Source organism: Collinsella intestinalis DSM 13280 (genome assembly GCF_000156175.1).
Classification (GTDB): Bacteria; Actinomycetota; Coriobacteriia; order Coriobacteriales; family Coriobacteriaceae; genus Collinsella; species Collinsella intestinalis.
The window spans coordinates 1,317,593-1,341,736 of sequence record NZ_GG692710.1; the positions used below are offsets into that span (position 1 = coordinate 1,317,593).

Annotated in this window: 13 protein-coding genes and 1 tRNA gene; 11 read left to right on the plus strand and 3 right to left on the minus strand. The window is 62.7% G+C overall.

Annotated features, from left to right (window positions below; translation table 11 throughout):
• Window positions 1-280 precede the first annotated feature (280 nt).
• Window positions 281-353: transfer RNA gene (locus COLINT_RS05965), tRNA-Lys, on the minus strand.
• A 373-nt stretch (window positions 354-726) separates the two neighbouring features.
• Between COLINT_RS05965 and COLINT_RS05970 the strand changes: the two genes are divergently transcribed.
• From COLINT_RS05970 to COLINT_RS06000, 7 genes are all read left to right on the plus strand, one after another.
• Window positions 727-7,128 (plus strand): discoidin domain-containing protein, encoded by a 6,402-nt coding sequence (locus COLINT_RS05970; protein ID WP_006723541.1) that lies wholly within the window; start codon window positions 727-729, stop codon window positions 7,126-7,128.
• 303 nt (window positions 7,129-7,431) lie between these two features.
• Window positions 7,432-8,802: a glutamine-hydrolyzing carbamoyl-phosphate synthase small subunit gene (gene carA, locus COLINT_RS05975; protein ID WP_039910657.1), complete on the plus strand. Its 1,371-nt coding sequence runs from the start codon at window positions 7,432-7,434 to the stop codon at window positions 8,800-8,802.
• A gap of 1 nt (window position 8,803) precedes the next feature.
• The gene (gene carB / locus COLINT_RS05980; protein WP_006723543.1) at window positions 8,804-12,088 is read left to right on the plus strand and encodes a carbamoyl-phosphate synthase large subunit; all 3,285 of its coding nucleotides are present in this window, start codon (window positions 8,804-8,806) and stop codon (window positions 12,086-12,088) included.
• Window positions 12,089-12,699: 611 nt separating this feature from the next.
• On the plus strand, window positions 12,700-13,029 hold the full coding sequence (locus tag COLINT_RS05985; RefSeq protein ID WP_152062756.1) for a hypothetical protein: 330 nt from the start codon (window positions 12,700-12,702) through the stop codon (window positions 13,027-13,029).
• Window positions 13,030-13,125: 96 nt separating this feature from the next.
• Window positions 13,126-13,602, plus strand: coding sequence for a 5-(carboxyamino)imidazole ribonucleotide mutase (purE, locus tag COLINT_RS05990; protein ID WP_006723545.1), 477 nt, complete (start codon window positions 13,126-13,128; stop codon window positions 13,600-13,602).
• 201 nt (window positions 13,603-13,803) lie between these two features.
• The gene (locus COLINT_RS05995; protein ID WP_233418353.1) at window positions 13,804-14,643 is read left to right on the plus strand and encodes a class B sortase; all 840 of its coding nucleotides are present in this window, start codon (window positions 13,804-13,806) and stop codon (window positions 14,641-14,643) included.
• 165 nt (window positions 14,644-14,808) lie between these two features.
• The gene (locus COLINT_RS06000) at window positions 14,809-15,213 is read left to right on the plus strand and encodes a molybdenum cofactor biosynthesis protein MoaE (RefSeq protein WP_006723547.1); all 405 of its coding nucleotides are present in this window, start codon (window positions 14,809-14,811) and stop codon (window positions 15,211-15,213) included.
• A gap of 278 nt (window positions 15,214-15,491) precedes the next feature.
• Here the strand turns inward: COLINT_RS06000 and COLINT_RS06005 are convergent, their stop codons facing one another.
• Window positions 15,492-16,790, minus strand: coding sequence for a putative ABC transporter permease (locus COLINT_RS06005; protein ID WP_006723548.1), 1,299 nt, complete (start codon window positions 16,788-16,790; stop codon window positions 15,492-15,494).
• A gap of 199 nt (window positions 16,791-16,989) precedes the next feature.
• Window positions 16,990-18,966 (minus strand): penicillin binding protein PBP4B, encoded by a 1,977-nt coding sequence (gene pbp4b / locus COLINT_RS06010; protein ID WP_006723550.1) that lies wholly within the window; start codon window positions 18,964-18,966, stop codon window positions 16,990-16,992.
• Between the two features lie 443 nt (window positions 18,967-19,409).
• Here pbp4b and COLINT_RS06015 point away from each other — a divergent pair, with 443 nt between their 5' ends.
• The 4 genes from COLINT_RS06015 to COLINT_RS06030 all read left to right on the plus strand — a co-directional run bounded on the left by COLINT_RS06015 (window position 19,410) and on the right by COLINT_RS06030 (window position 23,999).
• Complete coding sequence (locus COLINT_RS06015) at window positions 19,410-20,276, plus strand: MurR/RpiR family transcriptional regulator (protein ID WP_039910412.1); 867 nt, start codon at window positions 19,410-19,412, stop codon at window positions 20,274-20,276.
• A complete protein-coding gene (murQ, locus tag COLINT_RS06020; protein ID WP_006723553.1) occupies window positions 20,269-21,171 on the plus strand; it encodes an N-acetylmuramic acid 6-phosphate etherase in 903 nt (300 codons plus the stop codon). Before COLINT_RS06015 ends, murQ begins: the two co-directional genes overlap by 8 nt.
• 82 nt (window positions 21,172-21,253) lie before the next feature.
• A complete protein-coding gene (locus COLINT_RS06025) occupies window positions 21,254-22,690 on the plus strand; it encodes a PTS transporter subunit EIIC (RefSeq protein WP_006723554.1) in 1,437 nt (478 codons plus the stop codon).
• 253 nt (window positions 22,691-22,943) lie between these two features.
• Window positions 22,944-23,999, plus strand: coding sequence for a MupG family TIM beta-alpha barrel fold protein (locus COLINT_RS06030; protein WP_006723555.1), 1,056 nt, complete (start codon window positions 22,944-22,946; stop codon window positions 23,997-23,999).
• The last annotated feature ends 145 nt before the right edge of the window (window positions 24,000-24,144 follow it).

Consider the following 24,144-nt stretch of genomic DNA (forward strand, 5'->3'; position numbering starts at 1 on the left):
TCGAAAACTTGCCTACTCGATGAATCACAATATGAGTACGAAAAACCTCATCCACTTGCAGGCCGGTGGCCGCACTGGCCCCCTTTTGCTGCGGGACCGCATCCTTTGCAGGCCCCGCTGGATAACGCCCGTGCGCTTCCACGGGCCTCCGTGCCCCTTGCGGGCTTTGCTGGAAAACGCTGCGCGTTTCCTCAGCTTCGCACCCCCAACGGGGTTCGAACCCATGCTCGTAAAACAAAAACGCGAGGGGCATATGGCTCCTCGCGTTCATGTTGAAGGGTGGGTCATCAGGGGTTCGAACCCTGGGCCTTGGGATTAAAAGTCCCCTGCTCTGCCAGCTGAGCTAATGACCCGCGTGCTGCATTGTACCACGGGCGGGGAATGTAGCAATCGCATCGTCGCGGGATGCGCGAAGAGGGCACGCTGTTTTATCTTTCGCGCATAGAGGCCCCGATCGATTTGTGCAAATCGGTGACGGGGTCGTGGCGGCGGTGAAGGGCGTTTTGCCGCCCTCAGATCTCTTGTTGACGCTATTGGTTTCTGCAATGAAATACCACCCTATACCGCTGGTGGGTAATATCTGCCGTTCACCGATAAATTCACATCGAAGGGATGAGGATAATAGCGCTTTTTTACAGTTGTCTCCAGATTATGCGTGGTCTGCTGGTTATATCCACTGTCCACTCGTAGGCCTCATCAATTGGCATCTCCGGGGAAGGAGACAACGTGAGCGAAGATTCGATTTTCAAGCGCAATTGGGTGAAGGGCTCCGCAGTTTTGGCCACAGCGGCGCTTTCGCTGGTGCTTGCCACGCCTGCTCAGGCCGCGCCGCTGGCTAAGGTCAAGAGCGCAACCCAGGGCGCGACAGAGAATGTGGTGGAGGTGACGTTCCAGGGCGGTGACGGTGCCGACGTCAAGGGCCGCATCACGTTCCTCGAGGAGGGCGTTTTCCGTTATAACGTCGACCCGTCGGGAACCTTTGACGAGTACGCAGTGCCGACCAATTCGAGCCACACCGCTCATATCCAGGCGCAGCCGGATTCGGACAAGGATGCTTACAGCCATCCAAAGGCGACGGTCGAGACAAGCGGCGGTAGCATTCTCATCAAGTCCGGAAAGACCACCATCACCCTCGATAAGGAAACCGCCAAGATGAAGGTTTCCGTGGGTGATAGGGAGGTGCTTTCCGAGGCGTCGCCGATTGACCTGTCGAGCTCGTCAACCGTTCAGACTCTCGACACCGATGCTAAGGAGTTCTTCTTCGGCGGTGGTACCCAGAACGGTCGTTTTACCCATAAGGGCAAGACCATCAAGATTGCCAATACCAACAATTGGGTCGATGGCGGTGTTGCCTCGCCGAACCCGTTCTATTGGTCCAGCGACGGCTATGGCGTGCTTCGCAACACCTTCAAGCCAGGCGCCTATGACTTTGGCGAGGCTGATGCCTCTCAGGTAAAGCTCTCCCACGAGGAAAATGAGTTTGACGCCTACTATTTCCTTTCGGACGGTGCTTCGCGCGCAGCGGTTGCTCAGGATGTTCTCGACGGCTATTTTGACGTAACCGGCGACCCGGTGCTTCTGCCGGAGTATGCCTTCTACCTGGGACATCTGAATGCATACAACCGTGACGGCTGGAGCAAGACCGGCGGCGGCGCAAAGTGGGAGACGAAGTACGGCAAACCAGCGGGCGAGGCCGGAGAGGTCAAATACGAGAAGGGCTATAACGCCAATGACAACCGCCCCGACGGCAGCATGGCGAGCGAGTCCCTGAACGGCCACGGCCCTTCCTTTGAGGCTGACGGTTTCAAGCCCAAGGAGTTCTCTGACGAATTCTCCGCGCAGCAGGTCATTAGAGATTACGAGAAGGCCGACATGCCGCTCGGTTGGTTCCTGCCCAATGATGGTTATGGTGCGGGATACGGACAAAACGGTTATGGCAAGACGGAGAACAACGAGGCGGAGCGCAACAAGGCGATCGACGCGAATGTCCAGAACCTGCGGGAGTTCACCGACTACGCCAATGCGCGCGGTGTTGAGACCGGACTGTGGACGCAGTCAAACCTCGAGCCGGTGGATAACGAGCAATGGCATCTACAGCGCGATTTCAAGAAAGAGGTCGAGCAGGGCGGCATTTCGGCACTCAAGACCGACGTCGCTTGGGTTGGCTCTGGTTATTCGTTCGGCCTGAACGGCATCAAGAAGGCATATGACGTTGCGACGAATGACAAGTTCGCCGACCGTATGCGTCCCAATATCGTCACGCTCGACGGCTGGGCGGGAACGCAGCGTTATGGTGGCATCTGGACCGGCGACCAAACGGGTGGCAACTGGGAGTACATTCGCTTCCATCTCCCCACGTACATCGGTCAGGGTCTTTCGGGTAATCCCAACGTCGGCTCCGATATGGACGGCATCTTTGGTGGCGCGCCCATCATTGCGACCCGCGATTACCAGTGGAAGACCTTTACCCCCACCATGCTCGACATGGACGGCTGGGGCGCTCATCGCAAGAGCCCGATGACTCACGGCGATCCGTACACGGGCATTTCGCGCATGTATCTGAAGCTCAAGGCTCAGCTCATGCCTTATATCTACACGAGTGCGGCGTCGGCGGCGAACATCGATACGAAGAATGGCGATACCGGCCTGCCCATGGTCCGCGCGATGATGCTCACGGACGATTCTGAGTTCGCGAGCGGTACGGACACGCAGTATCAGTACACCTTCGGTAAATACTTCCTGGTCGCGCCGGTGTATCAGAATACGGGCGATGCGGGTAACACGGGTAATGACGTTCGCAATGGCATCTACCTGCCCAATTACAACAAGACCAAAGACGGCGCGGTGGATGAGCAGAACCCGACCATCTGGATCGATTACTTCACCGGCAAGCAGTATCGCGGCGGACAGGTTCTCAACAACTTTGACGCGCCGCTGTGGAAGCTGCCCCTGTTCGTTCAGGCGGGCGCCATCGTTCCCATGTATGAGGAGAACAACAACCCCCAGGCAATCAGCGAGACCAACAAGAAGGGCCTCGACAAGACTCGTCGCATTGTCGAGTTCTGGCCTGCCGGCGACTCTGAGTACACGCTGTTCGAGGACGACGGCAAGACCATCAATTCCAACCAGAAGAACGTCGAAGGCTATGGCGTGGTTGAGAATGTCAACTACGGCGACCATGTTTCTACCAAGATCACCTCGAAGGTCGAGGGGGATACCGCAACGTTGACCATCGGCAAGTCTGAGGGCGGATACACCGGGTACAACTCCAAGCGTTCCACCACCGCCGTGGTGAACGTGACCGCCGCGCCGACCTCGATTACCTATGGTGGCCAGCAGGTTGAGAAGGTCAATGACAAGGCCGCCTTTGACAAGGCCAAGAATGCGGGCAAGGGCACGAAGGCCGTGTGGTACTACGAGCAGGCGCCCGACCTGAATACCACTCCGGAGAGCGAGAAGTTCGGCGAGCAGAAAATCACCACCACCCCGAAGGTCTACGTGTTCCTGCCTGAAACCGACGTGAAGCAGCATGAGCAGGTGCTTGTGGTCAAGGGTTTCGCGAACGATCCCAAGCTCGGCGGCAACACGCTGCAGCAGGATCTCAAGGCTCCTGCCAAGTTGGAGTCCGCCGAGGAGAACAAGACCCCCACGAGCATCAAGCTCACCTGGGACAAGGTTGATGGTGCAACGGGCTACGAGCTTCTTATCGATGGATCGCTGAACGCTGTTGGCGACGTGGCCGAATTCAACCATACTGGCCTGCCGTATCACTCGACGCACACGTATCAGATTCGCTCGCGCAACGAGAAGGGCTTCTCTGCGTGGAGCGAGAAAATCACGTCGACGTCTCTCGAGGACCCGTGGCGCAACACGCTGGCGCCGGCCAAGAGCGGCAACAAGCTCGCTGTCGACTGGAGCGGTGGAGACAACTGGGGCGCGCTCAGCTTCGCCTTCGACCACGACAAGAAGACCATGTTCCATTCCGGAGACATCCCAGGCCTGAACGTCCCCATGACGATCGATTACGGCATGGTGTACGAGCTCGAAGACTTTGTGTATGTTCCGCGCGAGAACGCCGGCAATGGCAACATCTCCAAGATGAAGATCGAGACGAGTGTCGACGGTCAGCATTGGACCGAGCCGATTGAGACGAATTGGACGACGGACAATTCGGAGAAGACCGTCGAGCTCAAGGGCCGTTCCGCTCGGTATCTGCGCCTTACGCCGCTCGCGGGCAAGTCGGATCACTTCTCCGCCAACGAGCTGATGTTGAACAAGAAGGACAACTCCGCCGGTAAGCCGCTCGGTTCTCTGGTCGGCAAGGAGACGGTGTGCGATGAGGACTATGTCCACCTGAAGGGCAATGCCTTGGGCATCGAGCAGGGCGACGCATCGTGGGACAGCCATGTCGCCGGCCGCGGTGCTGACTTCAACATGAACGGCGCATACGATGCGTACGACATCTCGATTACTATGTCCAAGCTCAACGGCGGTACCAAGAAGACCGACAAGGTGTCCGGTGGCATCGCGTTGATCCCGAATAAATCCGAGGCCAAGCGCGGCGAGGTCATCACGTTTGACGTGTACGCCGGCGATGCCCGCGCGGTGAACGCCCTCGGTGCGCTCGTCCACTACGATACCGCGAAGTTCAAGGTGGTAGATGGCAGCGTTGCCCAGGGTGCCGGCACTTTTGGCATGGAGAACTTGAATACGGTGAAGCGTCCCGGCTCGGTGAATCTTACGCTTGCCAATAAGGGCGATCAGGATCTGTACAGCGGGTCTGGCTCGGTTCTGACGTTCCAGCTCGAGGCGCTGCAGGACGGTCCGGTCGAGTTGAAGGACGCGACTGGTTGGCTCGTCGGCCCGCAGGGCGACTTTGTCGAGTCCGATTTGCTCGCCAAGGGCGAGCTGCCCGAGGCCCCGCAGACCAGCGTTCATGAGCTCGGGCAGCAGGACTTCGATATCTCCATCACCAACAAGGCGCTGGCCGAGGACGACGGTTCGAATGTCTCGCAGATGATTCAGGGCGGTAAGTTCGACCCGCTGTTCGATGGCGTCGAGAATCACGACGGCGGTTCGGGTGCCGGCTGCTTCGAGCTCAAGTGGTCCACGACGACCGATGTGGTGTCCATCGATGGCATGAAGATCTCCTTCAAGCTCAAGGAGCCTCGCGCGCTCAAGGATGTGGAGCTTGTCAACCGTCGCGATGCCAAGGGCGAGGTGAATGGCAACGGCTTCGTGAAGAAGGTCGCGGCGACCATCACATTCGAGGACGGCACGCAGGAGTTCGGCGGCGGCGAATATGACACCGTGCGGGCAAAGTACATGTTCGCGCCGTCGGCGGAGAACGCGAACAAGAAGGTCAAGCAGGTCGACATCAAGCCGCTCGAGGCCAATAACGGTCCTCATATGCTGACGATCTCCGAGGTCAATTTCCACTACGAGAAGGCGGGTGTGACCGCCGACGCCATCGAGCTCGGCGAGAACCAGACGTCGCTGCACGTTGGCGACCTTGCTCCGGTGAGGGCGAAGGTCTTGCCGCAGGACGACCGTTACCCGTATTTCACGGTTGAGTCCGGCAACCCTGCCGTCGCTTCGGTTGTTTCCCGTACGGACGCCGCTGGTAAGCAGACGTGGTACGTTCGTGGTGAGTCTGAGGGCACTGCCAAGATCACGGTGAAGGCCGCGGTTGATCCTTCGAAGACGGCCGAGTACGAGGTGACGGTGAAGGCCGGCGCGGACACCAAGCCCCTGGAGGACGCTATCGCCGAGGCCATGATGTTTAGCGCGGATGCCTATACGCCCGAGAGCTACGCCCAGCTGGATCAGGCTGTGAAGGAGGCTCGCGCTCTCTTGAACGGCAACCCGTCCAAGAGTCAGATTCTTGCTGCCGCGAATAAGGTTGAGAAGGCGATTTCCGCTCTGAAGATGCGTCCGGTTGATGAGAAGGCCCTCATCAACACCGAGAAGAACAAGGATGCAGTGAAGGTTGCGTTTGCAACGAGTGCGGCTGTCGAGCATCCGGTTGAGTACGCGCTCGACTACGATGACGCGACCACCTGGCATTCGAACTACAGTGGAGCGTACAAGCTGCCCCAGGGATTGATTTTCGATCTCGGCGCTGAGTATGACCTGACCGACGTAACGTTCCTCGCGCGTCACGACGGCGGCACCAACGGAGACGTCTTCGAGGCTCAGGTGTATGTCGGTTCGAGCGTTGACGAGCTCAAGGACGGCGGCACGCTGGTCGGCACGTTCAAGTTTGACAACAACGGCAAGGTGCTCAATAACCGCGATGAGTTCAAGCAGATGGCGTTTGGCGCCCGTCGTACGCAGTTCGTGAAGGTCCTCGCCACCCACGCTGGCGGTGAGAAGGCCGACGCGTATGCTTCCATGGCGGAGGTCCGTTTCTATGGGGCTAAGCCTACGGTGCCTGGCAAGGTCGATGTGTCCAAGCTTGAGAAGCTCGTTGCCGATATCGACGCCGAGAAACTCGTTGCCGAGGATTATACGCAGACGACCTGGGAGCCCTTTGCCAACGCGCTTCACGATGCCAAGGAGCTGCTCAAGAACCCCGGCGACGACCAGAAGGTGGTCGATGAGCTGACGGAGCGACTGGGCAATGCCCGCAAGGCTCTGGTGAAGAGCGACGTCGCCCCGCAGGAGAAGCCGGACAAGTCCGCGCTCGAGGCGCTGGTCGCCGAGGCGCGCATGCTCGACACCGAGGGCAAGACCCCCGCTCTGGTCGAGCGCCTGAACGCGGCCATCGCCGGTGCGAACGCCGTGCTTGGGGATGACGCCGCGACTGATGAGCAGGTCAAGGCCGCCTTCGACGAGCTGAAGGCCGCCATCGATGCGCTCAAGGGCGACGCTGGGTCCGAGGGCAACAACGGTTCCGACAACAACGGTGGCAGCGACAACAACGGTGGCGGCAACAACGGCACCACGGGCAACGGTTCCACCGGCGGCCAGGGGTCTGGTAACGGTACCGCAGGTGGCCAGGGTGGTTCGAACGCCTCCGGTCTGCCCCAGACGGGCGATCCCGCGACGGTCGCTGTTGCAGCGACCGGAATCTCCGGAGCAATCGCCGCCTTCTTCGGCGCTTTCCGCCGCCGCAAGGACAAATAACGCGAACGTGCGCTGAGTTGCATGTGATGATCGCGCATGAGCCGGGTGCCTCGTGGCACCCGGCTTTTTTGTTGCGGTTCAGGTTTCATAATGTATAAAAAACCCACTCAGCAACCAAAACACGAATATAAATTATTACCTACGCGAAACTCTGCAAAGTCGCGTACAATACCCCGAGACCATACGGCCTTTAAGCCGGTACCGAGAGACCGAAAAGGAGACGAGATGGGTTTGAATCGCCCTGCGGACGTGTGTGCGCCCGCGCCTTCGCGCGCTGATGCGAGCCCCCTGGCCCAGCGCATCATGGCATCCACTTCAAAAGGAAATACCAGCCCGGCAGTGCTGCTGCTTGCCGACGGCACCGTGTTCTACGGCCGCTCTTGCGGCGCTGCGGGCACGGCGACCGGCGAGGTTTGCTTCAACACCTCGCTCGAGGGCTACTTCGAGGTAATGACCGACCCGAGCTACGCCGGCCAGATCGTGACCATGACCTATCCGCAGATCGGCAACTACGGCATCGACCTCGCCGATGTGCAGAGCGCCTTCCCCGGCGACGGCTCGCGTCCCGCGAACGCCCCGGCGATGCGCGCCATGGTCGCGCGCGACATGTGCCCCACGCCTTCCAACTGGCGTAGCGCAACGAGTGTTCCTGCATATCTGCAGAAGCTCGGCATCGTTGCCATCGAGGGTGTCGATACGCGCGCCCTCGTTCAGCACCTGCGCGACAACGGTGCCCAGATGGGCATCGTCTCGACCGAGGAATTCGATCTGGACGAGCTCGCCTCCCGCCTGGCCGCCGCGCCCCAGCTGGTGGGGGAGAACCTCGTGAAGACCGTGAGCTGCCCCGAGCCTCACCCCTTTACCACGGCAGACTTGCCTGCTGCCCATGATTTCGCCCTGACCTCCCCGGCGGGTGAGGACGCCGCGAATCCGGCTGCGCATCGCGTGGTCGCCTACGACTGCGGCGTGAAGCGCGGCATTCTTGAGGGCCTTGTCCGCGCCGGGTGCGAGCTCACCGTCGTGCCGTGGGACACCCCCGCCTCCGAGGTGCTTGCGATGAACCCCGATGGCGTCTTCCTCTCCAACGGCCCCGGCGACCCGGACGCCGTCCCCGAGACGTACACACAGGTGCAGCAGCTCATCGGCCGTGTGCCCGTATTCGGCATCTGCCTGGGCCACCAGATGATCAGCCTGGCCGCCGGCGCGCAGATCGAAAAGCTCAAGTTCGGTCATCGTGGCGGCAATCAGCCGGTCATGAACCTCCTCACGCGTCGCGTGGAGATCACCGCGCAAAACCACGGCTTCGGCCTGGTGTTCCCCAGCCTGGGCGCGCTCGTGCCCGAGCTGTCCGGCGGCGTTGCCGAGCATCCGGCCGATGGCGACCTGCGTTTCTGGGTCGAGCGCGGCATCGCACCGGTGGTGGAGAACGAGCGCTTCGGCCGTATCCGCCTCACGCATGTGAACCTCAACGACGGCACCGCCGAGGGCATCCAGCTCCTCGACGCCCCGTGTTTCAGCGTGCAGTATCACCCGGAGGCCTCGCCCGGCCCCACCGACGCGCACTACCTGTTCACCGCGTTCGCGCGCCTCATGGCGGGTGAGCCGGATTATCTGAGCATCGACATCGCCGCCGACCGCCTCGCCGGCTGGAATTTTGCAACGGAGGAGAACTAGCATGCCCAAGCGCGAAGACATCAAACGCATCCTGGTCATCGGGTCCGGTCCGATCGTCATCGGCCAGGCGTGCGAGTTCGACTATTCCGGTGCCCAGGCCTGCAAGGTCCTCAAGGAGGACGGTTACGAGGTTGTTCTGGTCAACTCGAACCCTGCGACCATCATGACCGACCCTGGCCTTGCCGACCGTACCTATGTGGAGCCCATCACGCCGGAGTTCATCGAGCGCGTTATCGAGCGCGAGCGCCCCGACGCGCTGCTGCCCACGCTCGGCGGCCAGACCGGTCTGAACGCCGCCGTCGACCTCGCCCGTTCCGGCGTGCTCGAGCGCTACGGCGTTGAAATGATCGGCTGCGACCTCGCTGCGATCGAGCGTGGCGAGGACCGCAAGCTCTTCAACGAGGCCATGGCCGAACTCGGCCTCGAGGTGGCGCGCTCCGGTTACGCCTACTCCGTCGAGGACGCCCTGGCGATCGTCGAGCGTACGGGCTATCCGTGCGTGCTGCGCCCGAGCTTCACCATGGGCGGCGCGGGCGGCGGCATCGCTCATGACGAGGCCGAGCTCATCCAGATCGTGACCCAGGGCCTCGAGCTGTCCCCGGCGGGCGAGGTGCTCGTCGAGGAATCGATCGAGGGCTGGAAGGAATACGAGATGGAGGTCATGCGCGACCGCGCCGGCAACGGCATTATCGTGTGCTCCATCGAGAACCTCGACCCCATGGGCGTGCATACGGGCGACTCCATCACCGTCGCTCCCGCGCAGACCCTGTCCGATCTCGAGTACCAGCGCATGCGCGCCGCCTCCCTGGCGATTTTGGAGAAGATCGGCGTCGAGACGGGTGGCTCGAACGTGCAGTTCGCGGTCAACCCCCAAAACGGACGCCTCATTGTCATCGAGATGAACCCGCGCGTGAGCCGCTCCTCGGCCCTCGCCTCCAAGGCCACGGGCTTCCCCATCGCCAAGGCCGCCGCGCGTCTTGCCGTGGGCTATACCCTCGATGAGATCACCAACGACATCACTCGCGCCACGCCGGCGTGTTTCGAGCCGTCGATCGACTACTGCGTGGTCAAGGTGCCCCGCTTCGCCTTTGAGAAGTTCAAGGGCACCGACACGACGCTCACCACGCGCATGAAGGCCGTGGGCGAGGTCATGGCGATCGGCCGCACGTTCGAAGAGTCGTTCGGCAAGGCCATGCGCTCGCTCGAGGACGGGGCCTGCGGCTTCGGCGCGAACGCGAAGGTCGCGGGCGAGCTGGCATCCCTGGACGAGAGCGGCCTTGCGGCGGCTGTGTCCCGTGCGAGCGAGGGGCGCATCGCCTATGTCGCCGAGGCGCTGCGCCGCGGCTGGAGTGTGGAGCGCCTGCACGACTCCACGCGCATCGATCCGTGGTTCCTCGACCGCTTGCACGACATGATCGCCGTGCAGGAGGCGGTGCGCGGCTTGCGCGTGGAGGACATCGATGCCGACGCCATGCGTCTGCTCAAGCAGTACGGCACGAGCGATGCCCAAATCGCGCTGCTGACCGGCAGCGATGAGCGCTTCGTCCGCGCGTATCGCAAGGGGCTGGGCGTGGTGCCGAGCATGAAGACGGTCGATACGTGCGCCGCCGAGTTCGAGAGCGCCACGGAGTACCACTACAAGACGTACGAGAACCTCATGCGCCCGGCTCCCGCTGCGCGCCGCGGCGTAGCTGCCGATGAGGTGCGTTCCTGCGAAAAGCCAAAGGTCATGATCTTGGGCGCGGGCCCCAACCGCATCGGCCAGGGCATCGAGTTCGACTACTGCTGCGTACATGCCTGCTACGAGCTGGCCGAGCGCGGCTTCGAGACCATCATGGTCAACTGCAACCCCGAGACCGTGTCCACCGACTACGACACCTCCGACCGCCTGTATTTCGAACCGGTCACCTACGAGGACGTGATGGACATCGTGGATGCCGAGCGCCCTGTGGGTGTGATCACCACGCTGGGCGGCCAGACGCCGGTCAACCTCACGCGCGCGCTGGCCGAGAGCGGCGTGAAGATCATGGGCACGCAGCCCGACGCTATCGATTTTGCCGAGGACCGCGAGCGCTTCTCGGCGCTCCTCGACCGACTGGGCATCATGTATCCGCCGGCGGGCATGGCCACCTCGTTCGAGGAGGCCGAGGCCGTGGCGGCGCAGATTGGCTATCCGCTGCTCGTGCGGCCGAGCTACGTGCTCGGCGGCCGCGGCATGATGATCGCCTACGACGCCGAGCGTCTGCGCGAGTACATGGCCGAGGCCACGCGCGTGAGCCCCGATCATCCCATCTACCTGGACCGCTTCCTCGAGGGTGCGTATGAGAGCGACGTTGACGCCCTGTGTGACGGCGAGAACGTCTACATCGGGGGCATCTTGGAGCACATCGAGGAGGCGGGCATCCATTCCGGCGACTCGGCCACGTGCATCCCGCCGTTCTCCTTCTCCGAGTCCCTGCAGGAAAAGCTGCGTGAGACGACGCGCCGCATTGCGCTGGCGCTCGGCGTGCGTGGCTTGGTGAACGTGCAATATGCGGTTAAGGGTGACGCTATCTACGTGATCGAGGCGAACCCGCGAGCGAGCCGCACGGTGCCGTTCATCTCCAAGGCGACGGGCGTGCCGCTGGCCCGCTGTGCCGCCCGTATCATGGCCGGCGCCGCTCTGAGCGACCTGGACCTGCCGGATGATCGTCGCAAGCTCGATTACTTCTGCATGAAGGAAGCCGTGATGCCGTGGGGTCGCTTCCCCGGTGCCGAGGTCATCTTGGGGCCCGAGATGAAGTCGACGGGCGAGGTCATGGGCATCGCCAAGAGCTACCCCGAGGCGTACGCAAAAACTCAGCTGGCAATCGATTACCAGCTGCCGACGCCCAAGGACGGCCGCGTATTCATCTCGGTGTGCGACCGTGACAAGCGCCACATCCTGAGCCTCGCGCGCATCCTGCGCTACCTGGGATTCGAGATCGTGTCCACCGAGGGAACGGCGCGCGTGCTGCGTGGCGGCAACGTGCCGTGCGAGATCGTGGGCAAGGTTGGGGCCTCGAGTTCGGAGGACGGCGGTTCCTCGATCCTCGACCTCATCGCCGGCGGGGAAATCGCGTTCATTGTGAACATCCCCTACGGCCCGGGTTCGCGCGGCGACGGCTACGTGCTTCGCACCGAGGCCGTGCGCCGCGGGGTGACCTGCCTGACGGCGCTTTCCGCCGCCAACGCGTACATCGCTGCGCTCGAGGCCCGTCAGTCGGGCGACGGCATGGAGGTCGTGGCGCTGCAGGACCTGGCGTAGGCCGCGGCGGCAAAGTCGCCGGTGCGGTAAGCGTTGCGGGCCGGTTTCATAGTGCGGGGGAGGGGTCTTCCTCGAGGAGGGGTGCTTCGGGCTCAGGGCCGGGCACCCCTTTTGCATGGCGAGGTCGCGTTTGCCCTAAATGTGAAGATGTGGGTTAAAACCGGTCATATCGAGTCACTTTACAAACCGCTGACAGAAAAAAATTGGGGGGGGGGTTGCTTAGGCTCTTTGGGAGCGATTCGAAGGAACGGTGCGAAAAGGGGAACGTCTCTTCATCAATAAAGTAACGACATGATAGCTCTGGCAGCTCAACGAACCTCTTGAGTTGAGCGTGTTAAAGCCGCTTGAGCTGCGCCCGCTCGCAAGCTCCTCATCTGCGACGATAAAAACCCAGGCACAGGCTCTAAAAGTGACACCCCTGACACAAATTGATAGCTGCCAGGTAGAGATAAGGTGTTATGGTTCTCGGGTGCAAGTCAGGCTGGATGACGTATGTAGATGCGAATCTGGCCTCCCCATGCGGGCGCGCGCTGAGCGTCCGCCGCAGTGCGGAGGCCGCGGCGCAGGCGTCCATCCTGGGGCAGATGCGTATTTCGGGGAGGTGCGCCAACATGAGCAAACGAGTCCGGGTCAATATTCCGGGTGTCCGGGTCAACGAGACCGGTTGCCGTGTGCTGCGCATCATTGCCGAGCGCTCCGGCTGTGAGCACGGCCGCCGCTGCGCCGAGGTTCAGCTCGCCCATCGCGATATCGCCCAGGCCGCCGCGGTCAGCGTTCCGACGGTGATTCGAACCCTCGCCGCGCTGCGCGATTGCGAGCTCGTCATCGTTCGCGACAACGTTCAGCCCAACGGTGCCCGCCTGCCGAACGGCTATGAATTGACCGCATTGGGCCTGGAGGTCATCCGCATGGCCGAGGAACTCGGGACCTTCGCGGAATAGCGCCTCCAATCGCGTGTGAAATGGGCTGAGAGCGGTCTCCCCCTCGTGCCAGTAGGTATACTAAAGCCACTACCACCGCGACTCCCTGGAGGCACCATGGAAACCACTGCAACTGAAAAGGCCCCGCTCGTCGGTATCATCATGGGCTCTAAGTCCGACCTCCCCGTCATGGAGGGCTGCACCGCCGAACTTGAGCGCCTGGGCGTTCCCTACGAGCTGGTTATCGCCAGCGCACACCGCAATCCCGCGCAGGTGCACGAGTGGGCCGAGACCGCTGCCGACCGCGGTATTAAGGTGATCGTGGCGGCCGCCGGTAAGGCCGCGCATCTCGGTGGCGTCGTTGCCGCCTTCACCCCGCTGCCGGTCATCGGCGTGCCCATGAAGACGAGCGACCTGGGTGGCCTGGACTCCCTGCTCTCCATGGTGCAGATGCCCTCCGGCGTGCCCGTGGCCTGCGTTGCCATCAATGGCGCCAAGAACGCGGCCATTTACGCCGCGCAGATCCTCGGCGCCACCATGCCCGAGTATCGCGAGGCCATCGCTCAGCTCAAGCGTGAGATGGCGGAGGCGTAGAGGCGTATGGCGAGCGAAGGGGGAAAGCACTTCAAACCTAAAGGCCAGCCCGCGCCCGGCCCCGGTGGGGTTCAGGCGCCGCGACCGGTGAGCTCGCGGCCCGTTCCCCCGTCGCCGTACGCGCGTCCTGCGCGCGGTGCACAGGCCGCCGGCGGGCAGCGTCCGGTCCAGGGCGTGCGTCCCATCCAGGGTGCGCGACCTGTGCACGGTGCGCAGGCGGACGCTTCCGCTTCGTCCGCGTATCGCGCGCCTCGGGGCGGTAAGTCCGGACGTTCCGGCAAGCGCCGCGGCAACGTGCTCTCCAACATCCTGATTGCGGTGGGCGTGGCGTTGCTTCTCGTGGCGGGCGGCCTGTTCGTCAAGGCGCAGATCGGCTACAAGAAGGCCAATGATTACTACAACGGCATCGCCGAGATGGCCGTGAAGGATTCCTCGGGCGAGGACGGCATCCCCCAGATCGATTTCGACGTGCTCAAAAAAGAGAGCGACGATATCGTGGGTTGGATCTACGTCCCCGGAACGCGCATTAATTACGTGGTCGCGCAGGGCGAGACGAACAACACCTACCTGCGTCATCTGCCCAATGGCGAATACAGCGAGAACGGCACCATCTTCATGGACATGGACGGCGCCGCCCCGGGTATGGTCGACCAGCAGACCACCCTGTACGGTCATCACATGAACGACGGCGCCATGTTCGAGCCCATCGATGCGAGCATGGACCAGAAGGTCTTCGACACGTTCAAGAAGGCCTACTACATCACGCCCGAGATGACCTACGTTCTCAAGCCGATGTTCACCATGCAGGTGCAGGACGATTACGTGGACGCCCGCCGTACCAATTTCGATAGCGAGAAGGCCTTTGCGCAGTACCTGCAGGCTTCCCTCGCCCAGGCGAAGGCAAGCGCGAAGGATGCCGCCGCCGAGGTGGAGAAGGCCGACAAGGTCCTCACCCTCGTGACGTGCGCCGGCCAGATCATTCCCCGCACCACCCGCGCCGGCATGGTGTGCCGCGTGGTCGACACCATTCCGGCCCAGTAAGTCTCAATTGAGGGGGCCTCAATTGGGGACAGGTACAAATTGAGACATGTTCGCGCCGGCTTGCCGGGGATGCTTCCCCGCTGGCCGGCGCGCTATTTGTAGTCAAGGCGATGTCCCGTGCGCGCCTGTTCGCGGTTGGGCATTGCCGGAAAGAAAGGATCGACCATGGCAGATATGCCTTCCATCGACGCTTGGCTGCGTGAGGCCAAGGCCGACCCGAGCTTCCGCGCATGTGGAATGTATCTGGTTCACAACGGAACCGTGCGCGAGACGCCTAAGGCCGAGGCCCGTGGCATCGAGACCGATGGCGTCCAGCCTGGCGACAAGGTCACCGGCATGGTGTTCAGCTACGACGAGGCCAAGGTGGCCGCCGCCGTGGAGGAGGCGCGCGCTTTGCCGGGCATTGGCTACGTGCGCGTGTGGCTGAACTCCGGCGAGCTCGCCGTGGGCGACGACATCATGCTCGTGCTCATCGGCGGCGACATTCGCCCGCGCGTGATCGACGGTCTGCAGCGCTTGGTTGCGACCATCAAGAACACCTGCGTTGTGGAGCGCGAGCTCTCCGAGTAGCGGGTCGTGACGGTTTGCGGGTCTGGTTTCCGGTCGAGATTTGCCACTCTGCAACAGCGTGGCAAATCTCGACCATTTCTCATATAGGACGACCATGGGACGGCCGGAAAAATGGTCGCGAAGTGCTACGTTGCAACAGCATGGCAAATTGCGACCAAAATCCCGTCTGAGATCGGCGTCCGTATCTGGCAGAGCGTCTACCTTGGGCGTGTAACCGCTTTCGGCCGGCGCCCGGCGCGCGGCGCGAGTTTGAAGCCCGTGTTTACTCGGCCGCCCGCTTACGCCGCTGGCTTGGGGGAATCCACGCGACTTGATGTATCCGGGTGGATCGTCATGGTCTGGAAGCGGTTTGCCATGTAGTCGTTATCGAAGTGCTCGGCGTAGAACTCCTCGACCGGGGAACTGGGCTGAATGCCGCTCACGCGGCAGAACCAGCAGTCGAGCGCCTGGAGCGTCATGACGCCGTTCACCAGCATGAGGGCGGCGACCACGGTGGTCAGCGAGTAGCGCATCTTCCACGGAATCAGGTTGATGAGCTTGAGCAGGCGCGGCAGGCAGACCTTGATCCAGAACAGACCGAGGGTGCCCCACATGAGCATGAACGGGGTGGACGTGCGCCCGGCGAACAGAATCGCCATGGGATCGGGGATGCCGGGCAGCAGTTCGTAAGAGTACGCCCAGGCGATCGCGCCGAACGAGGTCTGCATCCACCAGCCCACAGCAGCTTCGAACACGCCGCCGATCAGGGCGCTGACCAGGAAGATCAATACAAAACCGCGCTTATAGAATCGGTTGAGGGCAACGGTGAGCAACACGGCGCCAAAGCCGTAGATGGGGCTGAACGGGCCGAACAGAAGGCCGGCTCGATCCTGGTACACGCCCGGATCGACCCACACCATATGGAAGATGACCTCGATGATCAGGCCGAGTACGCAGCAGACCATGAAGACCCAGAACAGGTTGAAGAAGTTGAGCTTGATATAGCCCTCGCCCGTGAGGTCTCGGCCCAGCATGCCCTCGGCGGCTGCCTCGCGGTCCTCGAGATCGCGCAGGCGACGCTGTAGCTCGCGCTCCTGGCGCAGCGTGGGGTCGATCGTGGCAGAGAGTGCCGTGAGGATACCAAGCTGGATCATGGGGCGGATGAGGTGCACGCCGATGCCCTGGAGCATGACGTCGATCAGGATCTGTGCGACCGTCATCACGATAAGGGCGTATGCCCAGCGGCCCGCGTCGCGGCGATAGCTCTTCATGAGCGTCCAGCCGAAGATGATGAGCGCAACCGAGGCGACGAACGCCAGGACGGAGCCGATCGCCGTCATGGTGACGGTAAGGGTGAGGTTGGAACCGATGAGGACGGATTCCTGGCCGAGCACCAGTCGATAGACCATGATGCCAAAGTAGGCTCCCATAAGCGGCAGCGCCACGACGCCGTCGAGCGCGCACAGGGCGCCATACACGCGCACGATGAGCGGGATGGCTTTGCGCTGGTCGGCGGTGGTGTTCTTGGGATCGAGATCGTTGCCTGGAAGGTCGTAGTCGGGGTTCGTGGTGGCCGCGCGGCTGGTTGGGTCGCTCACAGATGCTCCTTGCTCGCAAAATGGCACAAACCGAATATTTTTTCATAGTACCCGTTTTGGCCGAACGTACTCCCGCACCGCCATACCTCAATTCAGGGACAGTCCCTAAATTGAGGTGGAGGTGTTTCAAATCGAGGCAGTTCATGTGCATGCATGGGGGCGGGGCCGAATGAGGGGTTTGCCAGGCGCCGGGCGTTGGTTACTTGCTCAGCTTCTTGGCGGCCTTCCACGTCTTGCTCTCCATGAAGGCGGAGACGACGGCGTTGTCCTTGCGGCCCTCGGCGACCTGCATGAGGGCGCGCAGCTCACTGCGGTCGGGCTCCGTTCGGCACTCCTCGTTCGTGGCGATCAGGTTGGCCTTGGCGCGCACGAGGTCCACGATCTTGGCGGCGTTGCAATCGGCGTTGGCACCCTCGGCGTCAAAGGCGATGGTGGTCGGCAGGCCGTAGCCGCTTGTGAGGAAGTGGTTGCCCACGAAGTCGTTGGGGTTGGCGACGTTGTCCAACACGGGGCTGTTCTTGGCGTTGGTCAGCAGCACGACCGAGATGTGCTGTACCGGGTCAACGACGGTCAGCGTGCCGGTCCAGCCAGTGTGGCCAACCGTGGCCGGATCGGAAAGCGGGGAGAACGCCCACGCGTAGGCGCTTTGGGCCTTGCGGCGCCAGCCGAGGCCGTAGCTCGGGTTGCTGTCCTTGGGCTTGATGAACTGATCGGCCGTGTCGCCATCGAAGAAGCGCAGGTTGCCGTAGCCGCCGCGGTTGATGATGACCTGCGTGAGCACGGCCAGGTCGCGCGCGTTGGAGAACAGGCCGGCATGTCCGGAAATGCCGCCCATGGCGTAGAACGCCTTCTCGTCGTGCACCTCGCCTTGGACGGTGTCGGTGCGGATGTTGTCAAAGTTGATGATGTTATCGCGCGTGTTGCCGTTCAGCTCGGTGGCGGCGCAGTCGTCTTTGGCAAAGCCGTTGTCGAGCGGGTTGAACGTCACGTGCTCCAGACCCAGCGGCGCGTAGTAGGCGTCGCGCATGAACTCGTCCAGGCGCTGGCCGCTCACGCGCTCCACGATGAAGCCGAGCAGCATGTAGTCGACATCGGAGTACTTCGTCTCGGTGCCCGGGGTGTACTCCAGGGGCGTCTCGATGATCTTTTGCAGCACCTCGTCACGGTTCTGCGTGAACAGGGCGGCGTTGGCGCGGCTGCCGGGGATGGTCTTTTGCTCGGCCGGGCTGTAGTCGGGGTTGTGATACTGCGGATCCGCCGGGAAGCCGGCCTGGTGCTCCAGGATCTCCTGGACCGTGAGGGCGTCCTTGCCGGGGATGGTGTCGCCCGGACGGTCGTGGAATTCGGGGATGTAGGTGCTCACGAGCTCGGTGACGTCGACCTTGCCATCGGCCACGAGCTTTTGGATGGCAAAGTTCGCGGCGTACATCTTGGTGTTGCTGGCCAGATCGTACAGGGTGTCGTTGGTGACCTTGGCGCCGCCGGAGAGGCGCTTGCCGTCCGGCGCGTAGGAGTTGCACAGGCCGTAGGCCGCCTGCTTGAGGATGCGCCCGTTGTGCGTGACAACCAGCTGCGCGGAGGTGAAGCCGTTGTCGATTTCGGTTTGGATGATCTCATCGAGCAGCTTGAAGTTGTCGTTGTCCTTGTTGGCGTCCGTCTCATCGATCAGCTCGGGGTAGCCGATGCGCACCTCGATCGCGCCGACGGACTCGTCGAGGCAGCTGGCCTGGAGGCGGTTGTCGCCGTCAACGGTGATGCCGGAGATGTCGATGGATGCCCAGTCGCTGCCTTTGACCTGGTCGAGCGGCAGTTCCACGCCGTTGACGAAGAGCTTGAAGGCGCTCGGGTCCTTGGCCTTGACGAACACGGTGCCCTGGCCGGTAAAGCCGAGGAAGGTCGCGGTGGCGTTGGTGATGAGGGAGTCGTCGAAGGCGTCGGCGTCGGCAAGGACGGGGAAGCTCTGCTCGAGCTGGAAGCCGCCCTTGACCTTGACGCCGTTGCTCACCTTGCCGACCTTGCCGCTGCCGGCGGCCGCCGCACCCTGGGCGCTGCCGCCCTCGGTGCCCGCATCGCTGCAGCCCGTGGTGGCGATGGCGGTGCCGGCGGCGGCAAGCAGCGCGCCGCCGAACAGAAGATTGCGGCGGGACATGGTGGTGGCGGTCGAGAGGTTGCTCATGGAAGTGCTCCTTTGCGCATGGGGACGTGTCTGTTGTGTGGGGGCGGAGCCGTTTCGTATATGCGGTATATGCGCTTGGTATACGGCAAATGCTCGAACCGGTTCCGCGTCCGGTTGCGGGGTCGGGGCCAGTTCGCATGGGGTACCGCATGCGGTGCGCCCGGTGTCTGCATGCGCGAAATGGCCCGTCCCATATGGTGGGATTGGGATGTGACGGCATGGCATGAATCATGACCTTTGGCACAACCGGTTCGCACCGCGAGGCTGCAAGTTGGTACGAATCGGCAGTGCCAGTGTCGCCAATGGCCGGTTTTCAGCGCCGAACGGTCAAATTGCGCGCCCCGTCTATTCAATGATGAAACAACGTTTTATGTTTACTTGAAACTCGTGACATGTTTGTTCTGCGAGTGTTTAATGAAGCGTGAACGAAGGGGGCAACAGCGATGCCAACGAGAGGCCTTTTGTTGCGGATTCGCGAGTGCGGGCACAGTTCGAGTCCCGCCATGCGGAGACTCGCCGAGGATATCGGCCGAGATCCGCACGCGGCGAGCGTGTGCAGCATCCGCGACCTTGCGGCGGCAAGCCACACGTCGGCTTCGACGGTTGTCCGCTTCTGTCGGAAACTCGGGTGTGACGGCTACAAGGAGTTTCAGCGCGAGCTGGTCTACGAGCTCGCCTCGACAGACGACACGAACGATATCACGTTCGAGGACATCGTTCCCGGCGATGTCGCAGAGCATGTGTTAAGGAAGGTGATGCAGAGCAGCATACGGTCGATGGAGGCCACGAGCAGGCTGATCGACCCCGTTGCGTTGGAGCGGTGCGTGCAGGCGATTATGCGTTGTCGCGTGGTGAACCTGTACGGCGTGGGCGCCTCGCTGCTGGTTGCCCGCGATCTGGAGCAAAAGCTCACGCGCGTGGATAAAGAGTGCCACATGCGTGAGGACTGGCACGGACAGCTGCTCAGTGTGCGCAACATTCACCCTGACGACCTCGCTATCGTGTTCAGCTATTCGGGTTTGACGCACGAGATGGTCACCCTCGCGCGCAAGGCCCGCGAGCGCGGTGCGAAGGTGGTGGCGGTGACGCGCGCTATGGGCGGGCAGCTCGCCGATGAGGCCGACCTCGTGTTGGGCGTGGCATCGAGCGAGCCGCTGGTTCGCAGTGGCGCCATGGGCTCGCGCCTGTCTCAGCTGCTGGTTGTTGACGCGCTGTTTGCCCTGTATGTGACGAGAGATTACGAGCGCTGCACCAAGATGATGCTGCGCAACTTCGACGAAAAGAAACCGGAGGGAGTTACGAGTGCTTGATTTGGCCAAATTGTCCACCGAAACACGCAACCCCGAGACGATGAACCTTGACCAGATGACCCCGCTTGAGATCGCTGAGGCCATGAACCGCGAGGACGCCCGCGCCGTGGCGTCCGTCACCGAGGTGCTGCCTCAGGTCGCCCAAGCCATCGAATGGGCGACCGCATCGCTGCGCGCCGGCGGGCGCATAATCTACATGGGCGCCGGTACCAGTGGCCGCCTGGGCGTGCTCGACGCCGTTGAGTGCCCGCCGACGTTTGGCGTGTCGCCCGATATGGTAGTCGGCCTGATTGCCGGCGGCGAGGGAGCATTCGTCAAGGCGGTCGAGGGCGCCGAGGACAGCGCCCAGATGGGTGAGGACGACCTGCGCGCCATCAACGTGAGCGAGCGCGACGTGGTGATCGGCCTGGCTGCGAGCGGTCGCACGCCGTATGTCATCGGCGGCCTCACCTACGCCCGCGAGCTGGGCTGCAAGACCGTGGCAATCGCCTGCAACCGCGAATCGAAGATCGGCGCCGCCGCCGAACTCGCCATCGAGCCTGTGCCCGGCCCCGAGGTCCTCACCGGTTCCACGCGCCTCAAGGCCGGCACTGCGCAGAAGCTCATCCTCAACATGATCTCGACGGGTTCCATGGTGCAGATCGGCAAGGCGTACCAGAACCTCATGGTGGACGTGCAGCAGACCAACGAGAAGCTGGTCACGCGCGCCCAGAACATCGTGATGGCGGCCACGGAATGCACACGCGACGAGGCAATCGCCGCGCTCGAGCAGGCCGCCGGCCATGTGAAAACCGCGGTCGTCATGATCATGGCGGGCCTCGATGCAGAGGGTGCCGTTGAGGCGCTCGCCGGCGCGGCCGGCCACGTGCGCGAGGCCATCGCCCCGCGCGCATAACATTCGGTAGCTCCGTCGGAACAAACCGGCGAGGTATACAGCAAGGTGGAAGGTAAGTCGCAGTCAGAAGAAGGAGAGTGACATGAGCGACAAAGAGTTAAGTGAGAAGCTGCTCGAGCTACTCGGCGGCAAGGGCAACGTGACGTCCAACGCGGCGTGCATGACGCGCCTGCGCGTCGGCGTGCGCGATGCGTCCAAGGTCGATGTGGCGGGCATCAAGGCGCTTGACGGCGTGATGGGCCTCGTTGAGAGCGACACCATGCAGGTCGTGCTCGGCCCCGGCAAGGTGAACAAGGTGCTGGAGGAGTTCTCCAAGCTGACCGGCATCGCCAAGGGCGAGGTCGCCGAGGATCTGAGCGTGACCGACGCCGCCGCCGAGAACAAGGCGGCCCAGAAGGCCAAGTACGAGCACAAGCCCGTCCAGGCGTTCATGAAGAAGATCGCCAACGTGTTCGTGGCGCTGCTGCCCGGCATCATCGCCGCCGGCCTCATCAACGGCATCTGCAACGTCATCAACGTTTCCACCGGCAACATGTTCGCCAACGACTGGTGGTACCAGGGCATCCGCTCCATGGGCTGGGCGCTGTTCGCCTACCTGCCCATTCTCGTGGGCTTCAACGCCGCCCGTGAGTTTGGTGGCTCCGCCGTACTCGGCGGCATCGCCGGCATGATGTGCATCGCCAACGCCGGCATGCCGTTGCTGGCCCCCGGCACCGCCGATCCGGCCAACGCCATCCTGCTGCCCCTGACCAACGCTGCGTACAACCCGGCCGCCGGCGGCATGATCGCCGCCCTCATCGCCGGTGCCTTCTTCGCGTTCCTCGAGAAGAAGATCCGCAAGGTCATGCCGAGCGTGCTCGACACCTTCCTGAGCCCGCTGCTGGTGCTGATCATCGGCGCGTTCGCGATGATGCTCGTGATCCAGCCGCTGGGTGCTTTCCTGACGCAGGGCATCTTCACCGTCGTGACCTTTGTGTACGAGAAGCTCGGCGCCGTGGGCGGCTATATCCTGTCCGCTGGCTTCCTGCCGCTCGTGTCCGTTGGCTTGCACCAGGCCCTCACCCCGATCCACGCGCTGCTCAACGACCCGAACGGTGCCACCCAGGGTGTCAACTACCTGCTGCCCATTCTCATGATGGCCGGCGGCGGCCAGGTCGGTGCCGGCATCGCCCTCTATCTCAAGAGCAAGAACAAGAAGCTCAAGAAGTTCGTTGCCGAGTCCATTCCCGTCGGTATCCTCGGCGTGGGCGAGCCCCTCATGTACGCCGTGACGCTGCCGCTCGTCAAGCCGTTCATCACGGCCTGCCTTGGTGCCGGCTTCGGTGGCGTGATTGCCGCCCTGTGCCACATCGGTACGGTGTCCCAAGGTGTGTCTGGCCTCTTTGGCCTGCTCATCGTGGTGCCTGGACAGCAGCTGGTGTACGTTCTCGCCATGCTGGCCGCCTACGCGGGTGGCTTCGTCCTCACCTGGTTCTTCGGTGTGGATGAAGAGAAGATCAACGCCTTCTACGGCGAGTAGTCTGCATGGGTCCGGCGTGCCGTGTGCGTGCGCGCCGGATGTCTCAGATGTTCCCCACGTTTCGGCCTCCCTCGCATGCGGTGGGAGGCCGTGTGCTATGACGGGCGTGCGACTTGGCACGGCGTGCGGTTTGGCTGCGGGTCGCGGCTTGGCTGCGGATTGCGGGACATGGGCTGCGATCCGCAGGGTGTGGAGCGCAGGTTGCGGGCCTCGGCCCGCGCGAACGACAGAATGCTTTGGAAAGGATTGCGGCATGCAAACGGGCGTATCGGTGTATTTCAGCGCGGGTATGGAGCGCAATGAGCAGATCATCGCGCGCGCGCGCCAGGCGGGTGCCACGATGGCGTTCACTTCGATGCATATTCCCGAGGAGGAGGGCGTTGATTACGAGCGCGATGCGCGCCACCTTCTGGGGTTGCTGCGGGATGCGGGGATTTCACTCATTGTGGACGTGGGGCCTGAGACGTACGAGAAGCTCGGCTGCTCGCGCATCGAGGAGCTTGCCGACCTGGGCATCACACACGTGCGCCTCGATTACGGATTCTCGCCGGAGGAGACGGTGCGTCTTTCGGAGACGTTCCACATCGTGTGCAATGCCTCGACGGTGACGAAAGCGGAGATCGTCGCGTGGCGTGCTGCCGGCGCAGACTTCTCGCGCTTTGCGGCGTGCCACAACTACTATCCCAAGCAGCACACGGGCTTGGCGCTTGAGGACGTGCGGGCGATGAATGACCGCTTGAGCGCGTATGGGTTCGAGACGATCGGGTTCGTGCCGGGCGATGCCGAGCTGCGCGGGCCATTGCACGAGGGCCTGCCTATGATCGAGGCGCACCGCGACCGCAAGGACGACGTGGCGCTCAACATGCTTGAGACGGCGTTCGCAGCGGGTTGTGATGCCGTGCTGGTGGGCGACTCCGACCTGAGCGATGCATCATGGGGGCGCTTTGCCCAGGTTTCGGCCGGGTATGTCGAGCTTGGCTGCGAGCTCGGGGATGGCTATGGGTACCTGCGTGGCCAGGTGCACCACGACCGCCCCGATTCGAGTGCCCGGATCATTCGGTCGCAGGAGTCGCGTACGAGCTTGAAGCCGGCGGTGCCGCTCGCGCCGGATGCCGGGGCGGGTGTCGCTCGACCGGCGGGCTCCATCGCCGTGTCCAACAGCGATTACCTGCGCTATATGGGTGAGCTGGAAATTGCCCGCATCGATCTGGCGGGTGATGCGCGGATGAATGTCGCAGGTCAGGTGCATGCCGAGGACATGCGTCTGCTGCCCTATATTCGCGATGGTTTTGGGTTCAAGTTGGTGTAAGCGAGCGGTAATTTGGCGAGGCGGGGCCATTTCGTATGTGCGCTGGTGCGCAGCGAATACGAAATGGCCCCGCCTCCCATTTGGCGTGAACGCCCCTGCTCGTTAGCTGTCACGCGGTGCGCATTCGGGAACGACGGGCAGAACG

Coding starts and splice junctions, on each gene's coding strand:
- carA (WP_039910657.1), top strand. CDS start 7,432: ATGGCATCCACTTCAAAAGGAAATACCAGCCCGGCAGTGCTGCTGCTT.
- carB (WP_006723543.1), top strand. CDS start 8,804: ATGCCCAAGCGCGAAGACATCAAACGCATCCTGGTCATCGGGTCCGGT.
- COLINT_RS05985 (WP_152062756.1), top strand. CDS start 12,700: ATGAGCAAACGAGTCCGGGTCAATATTCCGGGTGTCCGGGTCAACGAG.
- purE (WP_006723545.1), top strand. CDS start 13,126: ATGGAAACCACTGCAACTGAAAAGGCCCCGCTCGTCGGTATCATCATG.
- COLINT_RS06000 (WP_006723547.1), top strand. CDS start 14,809: ATGGCAGATATGCCTTCCATCGACGCTTGGCTGCGTGAGGCCAAGGCC.
- pbp4b (WP_006723550.1), bottom strand. CDS start 18,966: ATGAGCAACCTCTCGACCGCCACCACCATGTCCCGCCGCAATCTTCTG.
- COLINT_RS06015 (WP_039910412.1), top strand. CDS start 19,410: ATGCCAACGAGAGGCCTTTTGTTGCGGATTCGCGAGTGCGGGCACAGT.
- COLINT_RS06025 (WP_006723554.1), top strand. CDS start 21,254: ATGAGCGACAAAGAGTTAAGTGAGAAGCTGCTCGAGCTACTCGGCGGC.
- COLINT_RS06030 (WP_006723555.1), top strand. CDS start 22,944: ATGCAAACGGGCGTATCGGTGTATTTCAGCGCGGGTATGGAGCGCAAT.